This window comes from Pseudomonas vanderleydeniana (genome assembly GCF_014268755.2).
GTDB lineage: Bacteria > Pseudomonadota > Gammaproteobacteria > Pseudomonadales > Pseudomonadaceae > Aquipseudomonas > Aquipseudomonas vanderleydeniana.
Map to the genome: position 1 here is coordinate 6,829,728 of NZ_CP077093.1, position 20,648 is coordinate 6,850,375.

Here is a 20,648-nt window from a genome sequence, read left to right on the forward strand (position 1 = left end):
AGCCATCTCTATGCTGCAATTCCTTTTCCGCCGCCTGCTCGTCGCCCTGAAATGGTTCGCCATCGCCAGCGTGCTGCTGGTGCTGCTGTTTCGCTGGGTGCCGCCGCCGGGCACCGCGCTGATGGTCGAGCGCAAGATCGAGTCGTGGACCGAGGGCGAGCCGATCGACCTGCAACGGACCTGGAAGCCGTGGGACCAGATCAGCGACGAACTCAAGGTCGCGGTCATGGCCGGCGAGGACCAGAAGTTTCCCGAACACTGGGGATTCGACTTCGATGCGATCCAGGCGGCGTTCCTGCACAACGAGCGCGGCGGCTCGATCCGTGGCGCCAGCACCCTCAGCCAGCAGGTGTCGAAGAACCTGTTCCTCTGGTCCGGCCGCAGCTACCTGCGCAAGGGCCTGGAGGCCTGGTTCACCGTGCTGATCGAGACGCTGTGGCCCAAGCAGCGGATTCTCGAGGTGTACCTCAACAGCGTCGAGTGGGACGACGGGGTGTTCGGCGCGGAGGCGGCAGCGCGGCATCACTTCGGGGTGAGCGCGGCCGCCCTGTCGCGCCAGCAGGCCAGCCTGCTGGCCGCGGTACTGCCCAACCCGCGGGAGTGGAGCGCCAGCCACCCGAGCACCTATGTGGCACGGCGGGCAGGATGGATTCGCCAACAGATGAGCCAGTTGGGCGGTACCGGGTACCTGGCGGGATTGAATGATTCGCGCCGGGTACCCTGGGCGCTCTGAAACAACCAGAATGTGGCAGTTGGCTGTTATGGAGCATGTCCGCGAATGTCCCCACTGGGGGGGGGGGGAGTGCACACTGTGTGGCGAGCGGGCTTGCCCGCGCTGGGGCGCGGAGCGGCCCTGAAATCAGGCTACTCGGTGTATCAGATAAATCGGGTAGCCTGGTTTTGCGGCTGCCTTGCAGCCGAGCGCGGGCAAGCCCGCTCGCCACATGTGGATCCTGAACAACCAGTTGGGGCCTGCACAACCATTAGCCCCTGAACAACCAGATAGGCCTGAACAACCGGTTAACCGGTGAACGCCGGGTACCCTGGCGCTCTGAAACAACCAGAATGTGGCAGTTGGCTGTTATGGAGCATGTCCGCGAATGTCCCCACTGGGGGGAGTGCACACTGTGTGGCGAGCGGGCTTGCCCGCGCTGGGGCGCGGAGCGGCCCTGAAATCAGGCTACTCGGTGCATCAGATAAATCGAGTAGCCTGGTTTTGCGGCTGCCTTGCAGCCGAGCGCGGGCAAGCCCGCTCGCCACATGTGGATCCTGAACAACCAGTTGGGGCTTGAACAACCATTTAACCCCTGAACAACCAGATAGGCCTGAGCAACCAGTTAACCCCTGAACAACCAGATAGGCCCCGAGCAACCAGCTGGGCCCTGACTGAGCAATCAGATAGCCCCGGACAGCCAATTAGCCCCTGAACAACCGGCTACACCCTGAACAACCAGCCCCCAAAAAACGAAAACGCCCCGAACCAGTCGGGGCGTTTTTCATTGCCGTGAAGGCCTAGGCCGCAATCGACAGTTTCAGTTTGTTCATCGCACTCTTTTCCAGCTGGCGAATACGCTCGGCCGAAACGTTGTACTTCTGCGCCAGGTCGTGCAGCGTGGCCTTCTCTTCCGCCAGCCAGCGCTGGTAGAGGATGTCACGGCTGCGCTCGTCCAGGACCTCCAGGGCCTCGTGCAGGTTGCTGTTGGAGTTTTCGCTCCAGTCGGCATCCTCCAGCTGGCGCGCCGGGTCGTAGCGATGGTCTTCCAGGTAGTTGGCCGGTGACTGGAACGCGCTGTCGTCGTCGGCTTCCGCCGCCGGATCGAACGCCATGTCCTGGCCGGTCAGCCGGCTTTCCATCTCGCGCACTTCACGCGGCTCCACGCCGAGGCTTTCCGCCACACGGTGGACTTCCTCGTTGTTCAGCCACGCCAGGCGCTTCTTCTGGCTGCGCAGGTTGAAGAACAGCTTGCGCTGGGCCTTGGTGGTCGCCACCTTGACGATCCGCCAGTTACGCAGGATGAACTCGTGGATTTCCGCCTTGATCCAGTGCACGGCGAACGACACCAGGCGCACACCCATTTCCGGGTTGAAGCGCTTCACGGCCTTCATCAGGCCGACGTTGCCTTCCTGGATCAGGTCAGCCTGGGCCAGGCCATAGCCGGAATAGCTACGGGCGATATGGACGACAAAACGCAGGTGGGCCAGCACCATTTGCCGAGCGGCCTCAAGATCCTGCTGATAGTAGAGACTCTCGGCCAGTTCACGCTCCTGCTCCGGCGACAACAGCGGAATGCTGTTCACCGTGTTGACGTAGGCCTCCAGGTTCGCACCCGGGACCAGCGCATAGGCAGGTTGCAAAGAAGTGGTCATACGAAAAAACCTCCGACTCACAGACTCGTGCAGTGAAGCACTGCGAACATTGACCGGGAACCCCTGAACAAGTTCCTTTTACAGCCACTACGGTCAATACCAACAAAAACACATTAATTTGACATTAATTACTTCGGTGCCAGCTCCCGCAGGTGCCGCGCGACCGCAATCCACGCACCGATATACCCCAACAGCACGGCGCCAAGCAAGAGCGACAGACCATCGGCAGCCGGCACGCCCGCCAGGGAGAAATCACTGCCGTAGAGCCCCGCGAGCCCGACCACCGCCTCGTTCAGCCAGTTCAGGCCGAAAGCCAGGACGCCCCAGGACAGAATCCCGGCGCCAAAGCCATAAAGCGCGCCCATGTACAGAAACGGCCTACGCACGTAGCTATCGGTGCCGCCCACCAGTTTAATCACTTCTATCTCGGTGCGGCGGTTTTCAATATGAAGACGAATGGTATTGCCTATCACCAAAAGTAATGCGGAAACCAGCAGCACCGTCAGGCCGAAGACAAACTTGTCGCCCAGCTTGAGAATCGCCGCCAGGCGCTCGACCCAGACCAGGTCCAGTTGCGCCTGCTGCACCTTGGGCAACTCGGCCAGGCGCTGACGCAAGGCCTCCAGGGTTGGCTTGTCGACTTCCTCCGGCGTCACCAGCACCACGCCCGGCAACGGGTTCTGCGGCAGCTCCTTGAGCGCCTCGCCCAGCCCGGACTGCTGCTGGAACTCGTCCAGGGCCTTTTCCTTGCTGATGAATTCGGCATCGGCCACGCCCGGCATGGCCTTGACCTGCGCGCTCAGGCTCTCACCCTCGCTCGGACTGGCGTCCAGCTGCAGGTACAGCGAAATCTGCGCCGCCCGCTGCCAGGAGCCGCCCAGGCGCTCGATGTTGTTCAGCAGCAGCGACAGGCCCATCGGCAGGCTCAACGCGACAGCCATCACCATGCAGGTGAAGAAGCTGCCGATCGGGTGCTTGCCCAGCCGGCGCAGGCTGTCCGCCAGGCTGGCGCGGTGGCTTTCGATCCAGGCGCGCAGCAGGGTGCCGAAGTCGGGACCGTCGTCGTCGTCGCGTTTCTTCTTCGGTGGTGGCGCGTCGGAGGCTTTCGGCGCCACGCGCTCGGCCACTTTCGGGCTACGGGTCGCACTCATACGCCAGCCTCCCCATCGCCGATCAATCGGCCGCGTTGCAAGGTCAGCATGCGATGGCGCATGCGAGCGATCAGGGCCAGGTCGTGACTGGCGATCAGTACGCTGGTGCCCAGACGGTTGATGTCCTCGAACACGCCCATGATCTCCGCCGCCAGGCGCGGGTCGAGGTTACCGGTCGGCTCGTCCGCCAGCAGCAGTGCCGGACGGTGGACGATCGCCCGGGCGATACCGACGCGCTGTTGCTGGCCGGTGGACAGGTCGCCAGGATAGAGCTCGGCCTTGTCCGACAGGGCCACGCGCTCCAGCGCGGAGTCGACCCGCTTGGCGACTTCGGCCTTGGACAGGCCGAGAATCTGCAGGGGCAGCGCCACGTTGTTGAACACCGTGCGATCGAACAGCAACTGGTGGTTCTGGAACACTACGCCGATCTGCCGGCGCAGGAACGGAATCTGCGCGTTGCTGATCTGGCCCAGGTCCTGGCCGGCCAGCAGCAGCTTGCCGGAAGTCGGCCGCTCCATCGCCAACAGCAGGCGCAACAGGGTGCTCTTGCCGGCACCGGAGTGGCCGGTGACAAACAGGAATTCGCCGCGGCGGACCCGAAAGCTCAGCTCATGCAAGCCGACATGACCGTTCGGATAGCGCTTACCGACCTGTTCGAAACGAATCATGAACGCTCCCGCTCGGCGAAAAGTGCCTGGACAAAGGGTTCGGCCTCGAAGGTCCGCAGGTCGTCGATGCCTTCGCCGACCCCGATGTAGCGGATCGGCACGCCGAACTGCTTGGCCAGGGCGAAGATCACCCCGCCCTTGGCGGTACCATCGAGCTTGGTCAGGGCCAGGCCGGTCAGCTGGACCGTCTGGTTGAACTGCTTGGCCTGGTTGATCGCGTTCTGTCCGGTACCGGCGTCGAGCACCAGCAACACCTCGTGCGGCGCCTGCTCATCGAGCTTGCCGATCACCCGACGGACCTTCTTCAGCTCTTCCATCAGGTTGTCCTTGGTGTGCAGGCGACCGGCGGTATCGGCGATCAGCACGTCGATGCCGCGGGCCTTGGCCGCCTGTACCGCATCGAAGATCACCGAGGCGGAGTCGGCGCCGGTGTGCTGGGCGATCACCGGAATCTGGTTGCGCTCGCCCCAGACCTGCAATTGCTCCACCGCCGCCGCACGGAAGGTGTCGCCGGCGGCCAGCATGACCTTCTTGCCTTCGAGCTGCAGCTTCTTGGCCAGTTTGCCGATGGTGGTGGTTTTGCCGGCACCGTTCACGCCGACCACGAGGATGACGTAAGGCTTGTGCTGCGAGTCGATCTGCAGTGGCTGCTCGACCGGCTTGAGCATCGCCGCCAGCTCTTCCTGCAGGGACTTGTACAGTGCGTCACTGTCGGTCAACTGCTTGCGCGCGACCTTCTGGGTCAGGCTGCGGATGATCACGCCGGTGGCCTCGACGCCGACGTCGGCGGTCAGCAGGCGGGTTTCCAGCTCTTCAAGCAGGTCGTCATCGATCGCCTTCTTGCCGAGAAACAGGCTGGCCATGCCCTCGCCGATGCTCGCGCTGGTCTTGGACAAACCCTGCTTGAGACGGGCGAAGAAGCCGGTCTTGGCCTCTGGAGCAGCGGCTTTGGCAGGCTCGGCGACAACCGGCTCGGCCACTACGGGCTCGACAGCCACTGCCGGAACGGGCTCGGGCACGGCTGGCGCAACCGGCGCAGGTGCCTCGACCACGACCGGTGCAGGTGCAGGTGCAGGTGCAGGCTCGACGAACTGCGGCGCCGGCGCGACAGGCTCGACGACAGGCGCTGGAGGAATCGGCGGAACGACATGCTCGGCCTGAACATCCTCGACCAGCGCAACCGGCTCTTCAGCCACCGGCAGTTCCGGCCATGGTGCAGGCGCCACGGCAGCCGCGGCAGGCTGGGGTTCACGCGCAGGCTCGACCACCGCTGGCGGCTCGACAGCAACAGGGGCAGTCTCGACTACCGGAGCCGGTGCCGCTTCAGGCTGAACGGGTGGCTGTTCGACGACGGTTTCCTGCGACTTTTTGCGCAGCCATCCGAACAGGCCTTTTTTCTCGCCAGCCGCAGCTGGAGTCTTCTTGTCGTCGTTGGAACCAAACATGGAGGACGGCTATCTCAAGGTAGCGACGCGCCATGGGCACGCCGGCAAATAATATTCATGCAGAACAGACTGCGATTTAACCCGCTTGTTCACGCGCAACATTTTGTCGAGAAGATCAAACTTCTCTGAAGTCAGACGCCAAACGAAGATCTGGAACGGCAAAATCGGCGAAAACACCTCGATCTGCATTGGCAGAGCGCAGCTTTCGACCGTTGACCCATACAGCCTTTCCGGACCAGGCACGCAGCACAGGAACCGGATAGACGTGGCCGCCAGTAAAACGGATCAGTATCCTAGCACCTCCTCGCCCGCCGACGCTAAACCAAGCGGGCAGTCCTACAGGTTAAAGAACGAATGAATGCTCTAGCCCGCCGCACCGCCGGCCTGCTGCTCGGCACGCTTTGTCTGCCACTCGCGGTCCTCGCCGCCGATCCGCAACCGACCCACGAATTCACCCTCGACAACGGCCTGAAGGTCGTGGTCCGTGAAGACCATCGCGCCCCCGTGGTGGTGTCGCAGGTCTGGTACAAGGTCGGTTCGAGCTATGAGACCCCGGGCCAGACCGGCCTTTCCCATGCCCTGGAGCACATGATGTTCAAGGGCAGCGAAAAGGTCGGCCCCGGCGAGGCCTCGCTGATCCTGCGCGACCTGGGCGCCGAGGAAAACGCCTTCACCAGCGACGACTACACCGCCTACTACCAGGTCCTGGCTCGCGACCGCCTGGGCGTGGCCTTCGAACTGGAAGCCGATCGCATGGCCAGCCTGCGCCTGCCGGCCGACGAGTTCAGCCGCGAGATCGAGGTGATCAAGGAAGAACGTCGCCTGCGCACCGACGACAAGCCGATGGGCAAGGCCTTCGAGCGTTTCAAGGCGATGGCCTACCCGGCCAGCGGCTACCACACGCCGACCATCGGCTGGATGGCCGACCTGGACCGCATGAAGGTCGAGGAGCTGCGCCACTGGTACCAGTCCTGGTACGTACCGAACAACGCGACCCTGGTGGTGGTCGGTGATGTCACCCCGGACGAGGTGAAAAACCTCGCCCAGCGCTACTTCGGTTCGATCGCACGGCGCGACACGCCACCGGCGAAGATCCCGCGCGAGCTGGACGAGCCCGGCGAGCGGCTGATCACCCTGCACGTGAAGACCCAACTGCCGAGCCTGATGCTGGGGTTCAACGTGCCGAGCATCGCTACCGCCCAGGACCCGCGCTCGGTCAACGCCCTGCGCCTGATCGCCGCGCTGCTCGACGGCGGCTACAGCGCCCGCCTCGCCACCCAGCTGGAACGTGGCGAGGAGCTGATTTCCGGCGGCTCGGCCAGCTACAACGCCTACACCCGCGGCGACAGCCTGTTCACCCTGTCGGCGATGCCGAACGTGCAGAAGAAAAAGACCCTGGCCAACGCCGAGGCCGGTCTCTGGCGCCTGCTGGACCAGCTCAAGAGCAAGCCGCCGACCGCCGAGGAGCTCGAGCGCGTGCGCGCGCAGGTCATCGCCGGGCTGGTCTACGAGCGTGACTCGATCACCAGCCAAGCCACCGCCATCGGCCAGCTGGAAACCGTCGGCCTGTCCTGGAAGCTGATGGACAGTGAACTGGCCGACCTGCAGAGCGTGACGCCGGAAGACATCCAGAAGGCCGCCCGCACCTACTTCACCCGCGAACGTCTCAGCGTCGCCCACGTACTGCCCGAGGAGACCCGCCCATGAGCAAGGGTTCGCGCTTCACCCTGCCCGGCCTGGCCCTGGTCGTCGCTGTCGGCAGCTTCGGCCTGCCCCTGCTGGGCCTGTCCAATGCCCAGGCCGGCCAGGCCCTGGAAGAGGCCAAGTCGAGCCACAAGCTGCAATCGCTGGCCGAACTGAACGACAAGGCACCGGCCCGGCGCAGCCTCGACGTGCAGACCTGGAACACCGCCGAAGGCGCCCGGGTGCTGTTCGTCGAAGCCCATGAGCTGCCGATGTTCGACCTGCGCCTGACCTTCGCCGCCGGCAGCAGCCAGGACGGCAACACCCCGGGCCTGGCCACGCTGACCAACGCCATGCTCAACGAGGGCGTGGCCGGCAAGGATGTCGGCGCCATCGCCCGCGGCTTCGAAGGCCTTGGCGCGGACTTCGGCAACGGTTCCTACAAGGACATGGCGATCGCCTCGCTGCGCAGCCTCAGCGCTACCGACAAACGCGAACCGGCGTTGAAACTGTTTGCCCAGGTGGTCGGCAAGCCGACCTTCCCGAGCGACTCCCTGGCGCGGATCAAGAACCAGCTGCTGGCCGGTTTCGAGTTCCAGAAACAGAACCCCGGCAAGCTGGCGAGCCTGGACCTGTCCCAGCGCCTTTACGGCGACCATCCGTATGGCCACCCGAGCGAAGGCACCGCCAAGAGCATCCCGCCGATCACCGTCGCCCAGTTGCGTGCGTTCCACGCCAAGGCCTACGCCGCCGGCAACGTGGTGATCACACTGGTCGGCGACCTCTCGCGCAGCGAGGCCGAAGCCCTGACCGCACAGGTCTCGGCGTCCCTGCCGAAAGGCCCGGCGCTGCCGAAGATCGCCCTGGCCAAGGACCCGCAGCCGAGCAGCGGGCACATCGAGTTCCCATCCAAGCAGACCACCATCCTGCTGGCGCAGATGGGCATCGACCGCGCCGATCCCGACTATGCCGCACTCTCCCTGGGCAACCAGATCCTCGGCGGTGGTGGCTTCGGCACCCGGCTGATGAGCGAGGTGCGGGAAAAACGCGGCCTGACCTATGGCATCTACTCCGGCTTCAGCCCGATGCAGGCCCGTGGCCCGTTCATGATCAACCTGCAGACCCGCGCCGAAATGAGCGAAGGCACGCAGAAGCTGGTCGAGGACGTGCTGGCCGAGTACCTCAAGTCCGGCCCGACCCAGAAGGAGCTCGACGACGCCAAGCGCGAGATGGCCGGCAGCTTCCCGCTGTCCACCGCCAGCAACAGCGATATCGTCGGCCAGCTGGGCGCCATGGGTTTCTACAACCTGCCGCTGAACTACCTGGAGGATTTCATGCAGCAGACCCAGGCGCTGACCGTCGAACAGGTCAAGGCCGCCATGGACAAACACCTGAGTGTCGACAAGATGATCGTCGTCACCGCCGGCCCGACGGTCCCGCAAAAGCCGTTGCCGCCGCCGACAGACAAACCCGCCGAGCAGCCGCTCGGGGTTCCGGAGCATTAATGGCCAGCCCATCGCGTCACAGCAAGAAACCCGCACCGTCGCACAACGGCGTGAACAAACTGCGCATCATCGGCGGCGAATGGCGCAGCCGCCGCCTGAGCTTCCCGGATGTCCAGGGGCTGCGCCCGACACCCGATCGCGTGCGTGAAACCCTGTTCAACTGGTTGGCGCCCTACGTCGCCGGAGCGAAGGTGCTCGACCCGTTCGCCGGCAGCGGCGCGCTGTTCCTCGAGGCGCTGTCCCGTGGCGCCGCCATGGGCCAGGCGCTGGACGCCAGCCATGTCGCCGTGTCCAGCCTGCGCGAGCACCTGGGCACCCTGCGCTGCACCGTCGGCCAGGTGCAGACCGCCGACGCCCTGCGCTACCTGGAAACCCAGCCGGCCAGCGCGTTCGACCTGGTGTTCCTCGACCCGCCGTTCAACCAGAACCTGCTGCCGGGCGTCTGCGTCCTGCTGGAAGAACGCCAGTGGCTGGCCGACGACGCCTGGGTCTACACCGAAAGCGAAACCGCACCCTCGACCCTCGGCCTGCCAGGCAACTGGCGCCTGCACCGCGAGCAGAAGTCCGGTCAGGTGTACTATGCGCTATGGCAACGCAGCGCACCGGCCGCCGGCTGATCGATCGACCGGGTGCGCCGCCTGGCGCACCCACGACCGAGGCAGACCGAACGCCCATGTCCAACCGCTTCCGCCCGGCCCCCGGCCTGGGCAACCCTCACCTGCAAACGCTCTGGGGCCCGCTCTGGCGCAGGAAGACCGTACTCGAGCGCCAACGCGAGCGGCTCTGGCTGGATGACGGCGACTTCCTCGACCTCGACTGGTTCGGGCCGCACGAAGCCGCGACACCGCTGGTGCTGCTCCTGCACGGGCTGACCGGTTCCTCGAACTCCCCCTACATCATCGGCATGCAGCAGGCCCTGGCCGAACGCGGCTGGGCCAGCGTCGCACTGAACTGGCGCGGCTGCTCCGGCGAGCCGAACCTGTTGCCCCGCAGCTATCACTCCGGCGCCAGCGAAGACCTGGCCGCCGCCATCGCCCACCTCAGGCGCAAACGCCCCCTGGCAGCGCTCCACGCCGTGGGCTATTCGCTGGGTGGCAACGTGCTGCTCAAGCACCTGGGCGAAAGTGCCGGCGACAGCGGCTTGCAGGCCGGCGTAGCGGTCTCGGTCCCCTTTCGCCTGGATCAATGCGCAGACCGCATCGGCCAGGGTTTTTCCAGGGTCTACCAGGCGCATTTCATGCGCGAGATGCTCGCCTACCTCAAGGACAAGCAGCGCCAGTTCCAGCATGACGGCCGGACCGACGGGCTGGCGACTCTCAGCCGTCTCGGCCCGTTGACGGGCATGCGTACCTTCTGGGATTTCGACGGTCGGGTGACCGCACCGCTGCATGGCTACCAGGACGCCGAGGACTATTACCGCCGGGCTTCGAGCCGCTACTTTCTCGGGGCGATCCGCACGCCGACGCTGATCATCCAGGCGGCTGACGATCCCTTCGTGTTCCGCCACAGCCTGCCGGAACCCGCCGAGCTGGCGACGGATACCGAGTTCGAACTGCAGGACAAGGGCGGCCACGTCGGCTTCGTCGACGGCAGCCTGGGCAAGCCAGGCTACTACCTGGAGCGACGGATCCCGCAGTGGCTGGCCGGCCGCTGACGGTCAGTCGCCGGTAGCGATCGCCCGCTGCGGGTCGGTGATCCATTCACTCCACGAGCCCGGATACAAGGTCGCCAGCGGATAACCGGCCAGGCTCAGTGCAAACAGGTTGTGGCACGCCGTCACCCCGGAACCGCAATAGGCCACCAGTTCCTGCACGGGACGCTCGCCCAACTGCGTGGCAAAGCGCTGCTTGAGCTGATCGGCCGGCAGGAACCGTCCGTCGGCACCGAGGTTTTCGTTGAAAGCCGCACATTGTGCGCCCGGGATGTGCCCGGCAACCGGATCGATCGGTTCGACCTCGCCGCGAAAACGCGGCAACGCGCGGGCATCGAGCAAGGTCATGGATGGTTGACCAAGGCGCTGCTGCAACTGTTCGGCACTGATCAGCAACGACGGGTCGGCACTGCCGCTGAAGTTGCCACGGACGCTCGGCGGCGGATTCAGGCTCAATGGCAGCCCCGCCGCATGCCAGGCCTTGAGCCCGCCATCGAGCAGGAACACGCCGTCGCGCTTGCCCAGCCACGCCAGCAGCCACCAGGCCCGGGCCGCGTACATGCCGGGGCCATCGTCATACAGCACGATCTCGCTGTCGGCGCTGATGCCCCAGGCCTGCAGGCGCTCCACCAGCGCCGTCGGCGCGGGCAACGGGTGACGACCGGTCACACCCCTGGTCACCGGGCCACTGAGATCACGCTCCAGATCGGCGAAGTGCGCGCCCTCGATATGCCCTTCGGCATAGCTGCGCTGGCCGTAGTCGGGATCCTCCAGGGCAAAGCGGCAATCCAGGATTACCAGCCCGGGCCGGACCTGGCGCTCGGCCAGTTGCTGCGGGCTGATCAGTTGCGCAAGCGGCATGACTCATTCCTCGTAGATGGATGAACAACAACCGGTCGCCCCCTAGACCTCCTCAAGCGCCTTGGCCAGGGGAACGTAGAATTCATTCAGCAGCCTGTCGACCGCCTCGCGAGCCTCAGGCGTGACGAAGCCCGACTCAAGTACCAGTACCTGGTAGACCCCGCGCTTGATCGATTCTTCGCTCAAATGATTGGCGCTTTCCCGGGTCGTGCTGAGAAAGCGCACCCAGGAGGTCAGGACGATCCAGGCATTGAGGGTCAGCGATTCGATCTGCACCGCGTCCATCGCCAGGATCCCGGCATCGACGAAGCCCTTGTAGATCGACTGCCCCTGGATCAGGCAACGCTGGGAAAAGCGCCGATAACGCCCGGCCAGTTCGGCATCGCTTTCCAGCAGGTGTTCGAGGTCCCGGTGCAGGAAACGATAGCGCCACATCGCCGCCAGCAACGCCTTCAGGTAGAAGCGCTTGTCCTCGATGGTCGCGGCACGGCCCTGCGGCGGGCGCAGGAAACTGTCCACCAGCGCCTCGTACTCGGCGAACAGCACGGCGATGATCGCCTGCTTGTTGGGGAAGTGGTAGTAGAGGTTGCCCGGCGAAATCTCCATGTGCGCCGCGATATGGTTGGTGCTGACGCTGCGCTCACCCTGCTGGTTGAACAGGTCGAGACTGTTCTGGACGATCCGCTCGCTGGTTTTTATTCGTGGGGCCATGACTCAGCTTTACTTCAAGAGTGCGTTACCCGGCATCTTACGGCCTATCACGCGACGGATAAACGATCCGTGGCGCACGCGACTGTTGACATTTTTGAGCTTTAGCTCTAAACATTTGTTTAAAAATAAAAACACACTTTCTGGAGTGCGCCATGTCTGCCGAAATCGCCTACCTGCAGGAATCACAGCAGCAACAGAGCCAGCTCCAGCATCTGTTCCAGGCCCAGCGCCAGGCCTACGCCGCGCATCCGATGCCACCGGCCGAGCAACGCCGACAGTGGCTGGAAAGCTTGCGCCAGCTGCTCAGCGACGAACGGCAGGCAATCATCGAAGCCATCAGCGCCGATTTCGGCAACCGCAGCGCCGACGAGACCCTGCTCGGCGAGCTGATGCCCAGCCTCCACGGCATCCACTACGCCCGCAAGCACCTCAAGGGCTGGATGAAACCGGCACGGCGCAAGGTCGGCCTGGCCTTCCAGCCGGCCTCGGCCAAGGTGGTCTACCAGCCGCTGGGCGTGGTGGGTGTGATCGTGCCGTGGAACTACCCGCTGTTTCTCGCCATCGGCCCGCTGGTCGGCGCCCTGGCGGCGGGTAACCGGGTGATGCTCAAGCTCAGCGAATCGACCCCGGCCACCGGACTGCTGCTCAAGGAACTGCTCGGCCGGGTATTCCCGGAAGACTTGGTGTGCGTGGTGCTCGGAGACGTGGACATCGGCATGGCCTTCTCCAAACTGCCGTTCGACCACCTGCTGTTCACCGGCGCCACCAGCATCGGCAAGCACGTGATGCGCGCCGCCGCCGAACACCTGACACCGGTGACCCTGGAGTTGGGCGGCAAGTCTCCGGCGATCGTCTCCAGCGACGTACCGCTCAAGGACGCCGCCGAACGCATCGCCTTCGGTAAGACCCTCAACGCCGGCCAGACCTGCGTGGCCCCGGACTACGTGCTGGTGCCGGAAGAACGCGTCGGCGCCTTCGTCGAGGCCTATCGCCAGGCGGTCCGCGGCTTTTATCCGACCCTGGCGGACAACCCGGACTACACCAGCATCATCAACGAGCGTCAGTTGAACCGACTCAACGGCTACATCAGTGATGCCACCAGCAAGGGGGCATTGCTGATCCCGCTGTTCGACCAGGGCCAGCAGCGTCGCATGAGCCACAGCCTGTTGCTGAACGTCAGCGACGACATGACCCTGATGCAGGACGAGATCTTCGGCCCGCTGTTGCCGATCGTTCCGTACAAGAGCCTCGATGAAGCTTTCACCTACATCAATCAGCGACCTCGCCCTCTCGCGCTCTATTACTTCGGCTACAACAAGCGCGAACAGCAGCGAGTCCTCCACGAAACCCATTCCGGCGGCGTCTGCCTCAACGACACGCTGCTGCACGTCCCCCAGGAAGACCTGCCGTTCGGCGGCATCGGCCCTTCGGGCATGGGCCACTACCACGGCCATGAAGGCTTCCTGACCTTCAGCAAGGCCAAGGGCGTACTGACCAAGCAGCGCTTCAACGCCGCCCGGCTGATCTACCCACCCTACGGAAAATCGATCCAGAAGCTGATCCAGAAGCTGTTCGTTCGCTGACCTCCATCCTTGCCCAGGTGAATAACAATAATGACTTCAAGCCTGTCCGAATCCCCTGCGCTGTCCCGGCGCGGCCTGCTGAAAATCGGTCTGTGCGCCAGCGCTTTTCTCACCACCGCCGGACTGGCCGCCAGCCTGACCGGCTGCTCGGCCGCCGGACCAGCCAACGGCTTCGTGGTGCTGCAGACGGCTGACCTGCCGTTCCTGCGGGCGCTGATTCCGGTGATGCTCCAGGGCGCCGTCAGCCCCGAGAAGATGCCCGCCGCCGTCGACCAGACCCTGGCCAGTCTCGACAAGAGCCTGGCCCACCTCTCGCCGGAAATGCTCAAGTTGACCCGCCAGCTGTTCGACGTACTCGGCATGGGCATTACCCGCGGCCCCCTGACGGGCATCTGGGGCAGCTGGGAAAATGCCAGTACCGAGCAGATCCAGGCCTTTCTCAAACGCTGGGAAAACAGCCTGCTGAGCCTGCTGCGCATGGGCCACGCCTCGCTGCTGCAACTGGTGATGATGGCCTGGTACAACCGCGCCGAGGCCTGGGCCCATTGTGGCTACCCGGGGCCGCCCAAGGTCTAGGCCCGCCCCGCCCGATCCGGCACACCTGTCAAAACAACAATAAAAGAGGCGTCACATGCCCGTACCCGATCTGTTCCGAGAAGGCCTGGCCCGCGGCTGGAAAACCCACAACGGCTCGCAACTCCAGCAGGACCTGACCCTGGAGGCCGATGTCGCGATCATCGGCAGTGGCGCCGGCGGCGGAACCACCGCCGAAATCCTCAGTGCCGCCGGCTACAAGGTCCTGCTGATCGAGGAAGGGCCGCTGAAGACCAGTGACGACTTCAAGATGCTCGAGGATGAGGCCTACACCAGCCTCTATCAGGAAGGTATCGGTCGCATGAGCAAGGATGGCGCCATCACCATTCTCCAGGGCCGGGCCGTCGGCGGCACCACGCTGATCAACTGGACCTCAAGCTTCCGCACACCCGAACCGACCCTCGAGCACTGGGCGAAAGAGCACAACGTCAAGGGCCACAGCGCCGCCGAGATGGCGCCGTGGTTCGAGAAAATGGAGCAGCGCCTCGGCGTCGCGCCCTGGGTGATGCCGCCCAACGCCAACAACGACGTGCTGCGCAGCGGCTGCGAAAAACTCAACTACAGCTGGAAAGTCATCCCGCGCAACGTGCGCGGCTGCTGGAACCTCGGCTACTGCGGCATGGGTTGCCCGACCAACGCCAAGCAATCGATGATGGTCACCACCATCCCCGCCACCCTGGACAAAGGCGGCGAACTGCTCTACCTGGCACGCGCCGAACGGCTGCTGATCGACGGCGACAAGGTCAGCGGCCTGCTGTGCCTGGGCATGGATGCCCGCTGCGTGGCGCCGACCGGTCGCCAGATCACCGTCAAGGCCCGCCACTACGTGCTGGCCGGTGGCGGCATCAACAGCCCGGGGCTTTTACTGCGCTCCAAGGCACCGGACCCGAATGACCGAGTGGGCAAACGCACCTTCCTGCACCTGGTGAATTTCTCCGCCGGACAGTTTTCCGAGGTGATCAACCCCTACTACGGCGCCCCACAGTCGATCTACTCCGACCATTTCCAGTGGCTGGACGGCACCACCGGGCACATGTCCTACAAACTGGAAGTGCCACCGCTGCAACCGGCACTCGCCAGCACCCTGCTCGGCGGCTTCGGCCCGCAGAGCGCCCTGCGCATGGAACAGCTGCCGCACACCCACGTGATGCTGGCCCTGATGCGCGACGGCTTCCACCCGGACAGCCCGGGCGGCGAGGTGGAACTGCGCGGCGACGGTACGCCGGTGCTCGACTACCAGGTATCGGCCTACGCCTGGGACGGTCTGCGCCGGGCGTTCCACAGCATGGCCGAGATCCAGTTCGCCGCGGGTGCCAAGTCGGTGCTGCCGCTGCATGCCGATGCCGACTATGTGAACTCGCTGGCCCAGGCCAAGACGCTGATCGACGACCTGCGCCTGGAAACCTACCGTACCCGCCTGGGCAGCGCCCACGTGATGGGCGGTTGCGCCATGGGCGAAGACCCGAAAACCGCCGTCGCCGACAGCCTCGGCCGCCATCACCAGCTGCGCAACCTGTCGATCCACGACGGCTCGCTGTTCCCCACCAGCATCGGTGCCAACCCGCAGCTGTCGGTCTACGGGCTCACCGCCCAGTTGGCGACGGCCTTGGCCGAACGCCTGAAAAGCGCCTAGAAGTGGAGTATTCACGACGTCTATAGGGCTTTCTTCCGTACGTCCTGACTTGGCCGACAGGAAAGGCTGCGATACCATCCGATTCCCCAACGGACTCCCGCCAGGACGACGCGATGAACCGAGTGTTGTACCCAGGTACCTTCGACCCGATTACCAAGGGCCATGGCGATCTGGTCGAACGCGCCGCGCGCCTGTTCGACCACGTGATCATTGCCGTGGCCGCCAGCCCGAAGAAAAACCCGCTTTTCCCGCTGGAACAGCGTGTGGAGCTGGCCCGCGAGGTCACAAAACATCTGCCCAACGTCGAAGTGGTGGGCTTTTCGACCCTGCTGGCGCAGTTCGCCAAGGAGCAGAACGCCAATGTGTTCCTGCGCGGGCTGCGTGCCGTGTCGGATTTCGAGTATGAATTCCAGCTGGCGAACATGAACCGCCAGCTGGCGCCGGAAGTGGAGAGCCTGTTTCTCACCCCGTCGGAACGCTATTCGTTCATTTCCTCGACATTGGTTCGTGAAATTGCCGCATTGGGCGGAGATATCAGCAAGTTCGTCCACCCGGCGGTGGCCGACGCCCTGACCCAGCGCTTCAAGAAGTAACCCGGGGTGGCAGCCTCCAGGAGCTGCCACTCACGGCTGACCTGAAGCCTGCATCGTCGCACCCGCGTGCACTACGCGCGTCAATGCGGCACAATTGGCACATCAAGTTTTCACGTTGCCCGGGCCTGCTGCCCTGGCCGGAGTACCCATGTCCCTGATCATTACCGACGATTGCATCAACTGCGACGTCTGCGAACCCGAGTGCCCGAACGCCGCCATTTCCCAGGGCGAAGAGATCTATGTGATCGACCCGAACCTGTGCACCCAGTGCGTCGGCCACTACGACGAACCCCAGTGCCAACAGGTCTGCCCGGTGGACTGCATCCCGCTGGACGAAGCTCATCCGGAAACCGAGGAAGAGTTGATGGCCAAGTATCGCAAGATTACCGGCAAGGCCTGATATCCCCGTAACGCTGCTGTCATGGGAACCCCGGTGGTCATGAGCAAGGCTTGCCGGCCCCTTCGCGGATAAACCGGGACGCCGGACCGGTTTATCCGCGAACAGGTCGCCGCGAAAGCCCACCGGCAGATCACTGATCGCCGTCGAACCCTTCCGCCGTACAGCCCAGGCACCGGGCGAACGCCGCCTTGCCGGGGTCGATCACCAGCGCCTTGCCGGCCTTGCCCACGCCCTTGACACCACCGAACACGGTGAACGGCAGCGACACCACGAAAGCCGCCGTGCCAACCAGAGTCGCCCCCACCAGCAATGGTCGCGCGACCAACAGGTCGCCGATCATCGCGTAGGCCGGCGGGTTCTGGATCTGGTAGGTCGGGTCGCCACTGGTCCCGTCATCGGCCAGGGCCGGCAGTGCCTGCAGGCCAAAGGTCAGGGCCAGCAACAAGGCCAGGGTACGAAACGGGTTCATGGCACCATCCTTCGACTAGGCAACAGGGGCAAAAACTCACTATAGCGCCTGCCGACCACTCAGGTCAGCTCTGACAACGCGGGCAATACACGCTGGCGCGCTGTCCCAGGCGAATCTCGCGCAGGATGCTGCCGCAGACCTTGCAGTGCTCGCCACCACGACCATAGACGAACAGCTCCTGCTGGAAGTAGCCAGGCTGGCCGTCACCGCCGATGAAATCGCGCAAGGTGGTGCCGCCACGCTCGATGGCGTGGGCCAGGACCCGCTTGATCTCGATCGCCAGCTTCAGGTAGCGCGCCCGGGAAATCCCGCCCGCCTCGCGCCGCGGGTCGATCCCGGCGGCGAACAGCGCCTCGGTCGCGTAGATATTGCCCACGCCGACCACCACCGCGTTGTCCATGATGAACGGCTTGACCGCCATCGAACGCCCACGGGACAGCTGGAACAGGCGCTCGCCGTCGAACAGGTCGGTCAGCGGCTCCGGTCCCAGTCGCGCCAACAATTCGTGCTGGAGCGGGTCGAGGCTCCAGAGCATCGCCCCGAAACGACGCGGGTCGGTATAGCGCAAGGCCAGGCCCGACTCCAGCTCGATATCCACATGTTCATGCCGGGCTGCCGGCATACCGACTTCGACCAAGCGCAGATTGCCTGACATGCCGAGGTGGCTGATCAGCGTCCCGACCTCGGCATTGATCAACAGGTACTTGGCCCGCCGGTCGACCTGGACGATTCGCTGCCCGGACAGGCGCACATCGAGATCCTCCGGAATCGGCCAGCGCAGGCGCCGGTCGCGGACGATCACGCGACTGACCCGCTGCCCTTCCAGGTGAGGCGCGATGCCGCGCCGGGTGGTTTCGACTTCGGGTAGTTCAGGCATGGGGATTCCAGCTCAGGCAGTGGCCGGCGCCCGATCAGTTCGCGCCCAGCTCGCGGATGTTTTCCCTGAGTGTCTCGAAGTCGTAGTCGGACAGACCGACATAGTCGAGCACCAGGTGGCCAATGGCATTCCACTCGCGGTCCTCGGTCTGGTTGCCCAGGACCCGGTGGGACTCGCAGATGTGCTCGGCCATTTTCAGGATCGCCAGCAGGTTCTTCAACTGGCTGTTGCGGGTCGACTCATCGCTGAAGATCGCCAACGCGTTGTGGTGGTTGGCGATCGCGTTGGTCACATGCTCCGGCAGGCGCCAGGACTTGGCCGTGTAGTAGCCGACCACCGCGTGGTTGGTATTGAACGCATCGTTCTCGGTATCCACCACCCGCTTGTCGGGACCGGCATTGGCGTAGGCCTGCTCCAGCACCGTCATGTAGTCGGGGAAACGCTTGAGCATCAGCGGGATCCCGCAATCGTGGAACAGCCCCAGGGCATAGGCCTCGTCGATGGCCTGGGAGCCGGTACGCTTGGCCAGTGTCAGGCTGGTCATCGCCACGTCCTGGGCGGTATCCCAGAAACGGTTGAGGGTCACGATGGTTTCATCGGCCATCTCGCCCTTGATCGATTGCGCGTTGATCAGGTTGATGATCGAACGGCTGCCCAGCAGGGTCACTGCCCGCTGGATCGAGGCGATCTTGTTGGTCAGGCCGTAGTAGGGCGAGTTGACGATCTTGAGCAGTGCGCCGGAGAGCCCTGGGTCCTGACTGATCAGCCGGGCGATCACATCCAGGTCCGGATCGGGCATGTACTGCTCCATCTGCAGATCCACCATGATCTGCGGCTGAGGCGGAACACTGATACCCTGCAAGGCCTGCTGGATCTGTTCGGATGAAAGTTCTTGGGACATTAGTACACACTCCGGGCGAGTCGTCGATTCTAGCGGAAAAGTGGATCCGAATGGGCAATCTGTGAACTCAATCACATGAAAACTGACGACACGCCAGGCGACGACTCCCGCTATAATTCCGCTCTTTTTTCCCGGAGCGACGTCATGTCCCTGCCCAGCCTGCGCCTCAAAGCCAATGCCGACCGCCGCCTGCGCGCCGGCCACCTGTGGGTCTACAGCAACGAAATCGACGTGGCCGCAACCCCACTGCACGGCTTCAAGGCCGGTGACCAGGCCATCCTCGAAGCCGCTGGCGGCAAGGCCCTGGGCATTGTCGCCATGAGCCCGAACAACCTGATCTGCGCCCGCCTGCTGTCGCGCGACGCCCGCCTGCCGCTGGACAAGTCGCTGCTGGTGCACCGCCTCAACGTCGCCCTGTCGCTGCGTGAGCGGCTGTTCGACAAGCCTTTCTATCGCCTGGTGTACGGCGATTCCGACCTGCTGCCAGGCCTGGTGGTCGACCGCTTCGGCGACATCCTGGTGGTCCAGCTCGCCTCGGCGACCATGGAACAGCACAAGGCCGACGTGATTGCGGCACTGGTCCAGGTGCTCAAGCCCACCGGCATCCTGTTCAAGAACGACTCGGCGGCGCGCGATGCCGAAGGCCTTGAGCGGTATGTCGAGACCGTGTTCGGCCTGGTACCGGAGTGGGTCGCACTGGAAGAGAACGGCGTGAAGTTCGAGGCGCCGGTGATGGAAGGCCAGAAGACCGGCTGGTTCTACGATCACCGCATGAACCGTGCGCGCCTGGCGCCGTACGTCAAGGGCAAGCGGGTACTCGACCTGTTCAGCTACATCGGCGGCTGGGGCGTGCAGGCAGCGGCCTTCGGCGCCAGCGAAGTGTTCTGTGTCGACGCCTCGGGCTTCGCCCTCGACGGCGTCGAGCGCAACGCTGCGCTGAACGGTTTCCCCGAGAAACTGACCTGCGTCGAAGGCGACGTGTTCGAAGCCCTGAAGGAACTGAAATCCGCCGAGGAGCGCTTCGACGTGATCGTCGCCGACCCGCCGGCGTTCATCAAGCGCAAGAAGGACCTGAAGAACGGCGAAGGCGCCTACCGCCGCCTGAACGAACAGGCCATGCGCCTGCTGAGCAAGGACGGCATCCTGGTCAGCGCCTCCTGCTCGATGCACCTGCCGGAAGACGACCTGCAGAACATCCTGCTGACCAGCGCCCGCCACCTGGACCGCAACATCCAGCTGCTCGAGCGCGGCGGCCAGGGCCCGGATCACCCGGTACACCCGGCGATCCCGGAAACCCGCTACATCAAGAGCATCACCTGCCGCCTGCTGCCCAACAGCTGAGTGACCGGCCACCCGCCCCGTTCCCGAGGCGGGTGGCGCCCCCCAGGATCCAACTCCCCCCGGCGCTTGCCCCATAGCGCTACCGATACTCGTTCGAGACCAATAACTGGATATGACCGACATATAACTCGGACATAACCTACATAGCTTCTTATTGCCAACTTCTCGCACAAGCCTATTATCTGAAATATCGCCACACTATTGAGGCGACATAA

The 20,648-nt window shown here is 64.3% G+C and carries 20 protein-coding genes; 11 read left to right on the top strand and 9 right to left on the bottom strand.

Going from position 1 to position 20,648, the window contains the following annotated elements; translation table 11 throughout:
• Nucleotides 1–10 precede the first annotated feature (10 nt).
• Complete coding sequence (mtgA, locus tag HU752_RS30780; protein WP_186686601.1) at nucleotides 11–733, top strand: monofunctional biosynthetic peptidoglycan transglycosylase; 723 nt, start codon at nucleotides 11–13, stop codon at nucleotides 731–733.
• Nucleotides 734–1,512: 779 nt separating this feature from the next.
• Here mtgA and rpoH read toward each other — a convergent pair.
• The 4 genes from rpoH to ftsY all read right to left on the bottom strand — a co-directional run bounded on the left by rpoH (nucleotide 1,513) and on the right by ftsY (nucleotide 5,631).
• Nucleotides 1,513–2,367 carry an RNA polymerase sigma factor RpoH gene (gene rpoH / locus HU752_RS30785; protein WP_010444950.1) on the bottom strand — a complete coding sequence of 285 codons (855 nt, stop codon included), beginning with the start codon at nucleotides 2,365–2,367 and terminating at the stop codon, nucleotides 1,513–1,515.
• A gap of 128 nt (nucleotides 2,368–2,495) precedes the next feature.
• On the bottom strand, nucleotides 2,496–3,518 hold the full coding sequence (gene ftsX, locus HU752_RS30790; RefSeq protein WP_186683655.1) for a permease-like cell division protein FtsX: 1,023 nt from the start codon (nucleotides 3,516–3,518) through the stop codon (nucleotides 2,496–2,498).
• Complete coding sequence (gene ftsE, locus HU752_RS30795; protein WP_186683654.1) at nucleotides 3,515–4,186, bottom strand: cell division ATP-binding protein FtsE; 672 nt, start codon at nucleotides 4,184–4,186, stop codon at nucleotides 3,515–3,517. The genes ftsX and ftsE overlap by 4 nt, the downstream gene beginning before the upstream one ends.
• Nucleotides 4,183–5,631 (bottom strand): signal recognition particle-docking protein FtsY, encoded by a 1,449-nt coding sequence (ftsY, locus tag HU752_RS30800; RefSeq protein ID WP_186683653.1) that lies wholly within the window; start codon nucleotides 5,629–5,631, stop codon nucleotides 4,183–4,185. Before ftsY ends, ftsE begins: the two co-directional genes overlap by 4 nt.
• Nucleotides 5,632–5,985: 354 nt before the next feature.
• On the opposite strand from ftsY, the gene HU752_RS30805 reads away from it, so the two are divergent.
• The 4 genes from HU752_RS30805 to HU752_RS30820 are packed head-to-tail and all read left to right on the top strand — an operon-like array spanning nucleotide 5,986 to nucleotide 10,473.
• Nucleotides 5,986–7,338 (top strand): M16 family metallopeptidase, encoded by a 1,353-nt coding sequence (locus tag HU752_RS30805; RefSeq protein WP_186683652.1) that lies wholly within the window; start codon nucleotides 5,986–5,988, stop codon nucleotides 7,336–7,338.
• The gene (locus HU752_RS30810; RefSeq protein WP_186683651.1) at nucleotides 7,335–8,819 is read left to right on the top strand and encodes a M16 family metallopeptidase; all 1,485 of its coding nucleotides are present in this window, start codon (nucleotides 7,335–7,337) and stop codon (nucleotides 8,817–8,819) included. Before HU752_RS30805 ends, HU752_RS30810 begins: the two co-directional genes overlap by 4 nt.
• The gene (gene rsmD / locus HU752_RS30815; RefSeq protein ID WP_186683650.1) at nucleotides 8,819–9,436 is read left to right on the top strand and encodes a 16S rRNA (guanine(966)-N(2))-methyltransferase RsmD; all 618 of its coding nucleotides are present in this window, start codon (nucleotides 8,819–8,821) and stop codon (nucleotides 9,434–9,436) included. Before HU752_RS30810 ends, rsmD begins: the two co-directional genes overlap by 1 nt.
• A gap of 56 nt (nucleotides 9,437–9,492) precedes the next feature.
• Complete coding sequence (locus tag HU752_RS30820; protein ID WP_186683649.1) at nucleotides 9,493–10,473, top strand: hydrolase; 981 nt, start codon at nucleotides 9,493–9,495, stop codon at nucleotides 10,471–10,473.
• 3 nt (nucleotides 10,474–10,476) lie between these two features.
• Here the strand turns inward: HU752_RS30820 and HU752_RS30825 are convergent, their stop codons facing one another.
• Nucleotides 10,477–11,331 (bottom strand): sulfurtransferase, encoded by an 855-nt coding sequence (locus tag HU752_RS30825; protein ID WP_186683648.1) that lies wholly within the window; start codon nucleotides 11,329–11,331, stop codon nucleotides 10,477–10,479.
• 42 nt (nucleotides 11,332–11,373) lie between these two features.
• The gene (locus HU752_RS30830; RefSeq protein ID WP_186683647.1) at nucleotides 11,374–12,042 is read right to left on the bottom strand and encodes a TetR/AcrR family transcriptional regulator; all 669 of its coding nucleotides are present in this window, start codon (nucleotides 12,040–12,042) and stop codon (nucleotides 11,374–11,376) included.
• Nucleotides 12,043–12,194: 152 nt separating this feature from the next.
• Between HU752_RS30830 and HU752_RS30835 the strand changes: the two genes are divergently transcribed.
• From HU752_RS30835 to HU752_RS30855, 5 genes are all read left to right on the top strand, one after another.
• A complete protein-coding gene (locus HU752_RS30835; RefSeq protein ID WP_186683646.1) occupies nucleotides 12,195–13,625 on the top strand; it encodes a coniferyl aldehyde dehydrogenase in 1,431 nt (476 codons plus the stop codon).
• Between the two features lie 30 nt (nucleotides 13,626–13,655).
• Nucleotides 13,656–14,201, top strand: a complete 546-nt coding sequence (locus tag HU752_RS30840; protein WP_186683645.1) for a eukaryotic translation initiation factor 6 — start codon at nucleotides 13,656–13,658, stop codon at nucleotides 14,199–14,201.
• Between the two features lie 55 nt (nucleotides 14,202–14,256).
• Entirely contained in the window at nucleotides 14,257–15,852 is a 1,596-nt protein-coding gene (locus tag HU752_RS30845; protein WP_186683644.1) for a GMC family oxidoreductase, read from the top strand.
• A 113-nt stretch (nucleotides 15,853–15,965) separates the two neighbouring features.
• Nucleotides 15,966–16,445 carry a pantetheine-phosphate adenylyltransferase gene (gene coaD, locus HU752_RS30850; RefSeq protein ID WP_186683643.1) on the top strand — a complete coding sequence of 160 codons (480 nt, stop codon included), beginning with the start codon at nucleotides 15,966–15,968 and terminating at the stop codon, nucleotides 16,443–16,445.
• 148 nt (nucleotides 16,446–16,593) lie between these two features.
• A complete protein-coding gene (locus HU752_RS30855; protein WP_007921257.1) occupies nucleotides 16,594–16,845 on the top strand; it encodes a YfhL family 4Fe-4S dicluster ferredoxin in 252 nt (83 codons plus the stop codon).
• A gap of 130 nt (nucleotides 16,846–16,975) precedes the next feature.
• On the opposite strand, the gene HU752_RS30860 is transcribed toward HU752_RS30855, so the two are convergent.
• The 3 genes from HU752_RS30860 to HU752_RS30870 form a co-directional block, all read right to left on the bottom strand.
• Entirely contained in the window at nucleotides 16,976–17,314 is a 339-nt protein-coding gene (locus tag HU752_RS30860) for a multidrug transporter (RefSeq protein WP_186683642.1), read from the bottom strand.
• Nucleotides 17,315–17,378: 64 nt separating this feature from the next.
• Complete coding sequence (mutM, locus tag HU752_RS30865; protein ID WP_186683641.1) at nucleotides 17,379–18,191, bottom strand: bifunctional DNA-formamidopyrimidine glycosylase/DNA-(apurinic or apyrimidinic site) lyase; 813 nt, start codon at nucleotides 18,189–18,191, stop codon at nucleotides 17,379–17,381.
• A 34-nt stretch (nucleotides 18,192–18,225) separates the two neighbouring features.
• Nucleotides 18,226–19,092 (bottom strand): HDOD domain-containing protein, encoded by an 867-nt coding sequence (locus HU752_RS30870; protein WP_186683640.1) that lies wholly within the window; start codon nucleotides 19,090–19,092, stop codon nucleotides 18,226–18,228.
• 144 nt (nucleotides 19,093–19,236) lie between these two features.
• On the opposite strand from HU752_RS30870, the gene HU752_RS30875 reads away from it, so the two are divergent.
• On the top strand, nucleotides 19,237–20,433 hold the full coding sequence (locus HU752_RS30875) for a class I SAM-dependent rRNA methyltransferase (RefSeq protein WP_186683639.1): 1,197 nt from the start codon (nucleotides 19,237–19,239) through the stop codon (nucleotides 20,431–20,433).
• The last annotated feature ends 215 nt before the right edge of the window (nucleotides 20,434–20,648 follow it).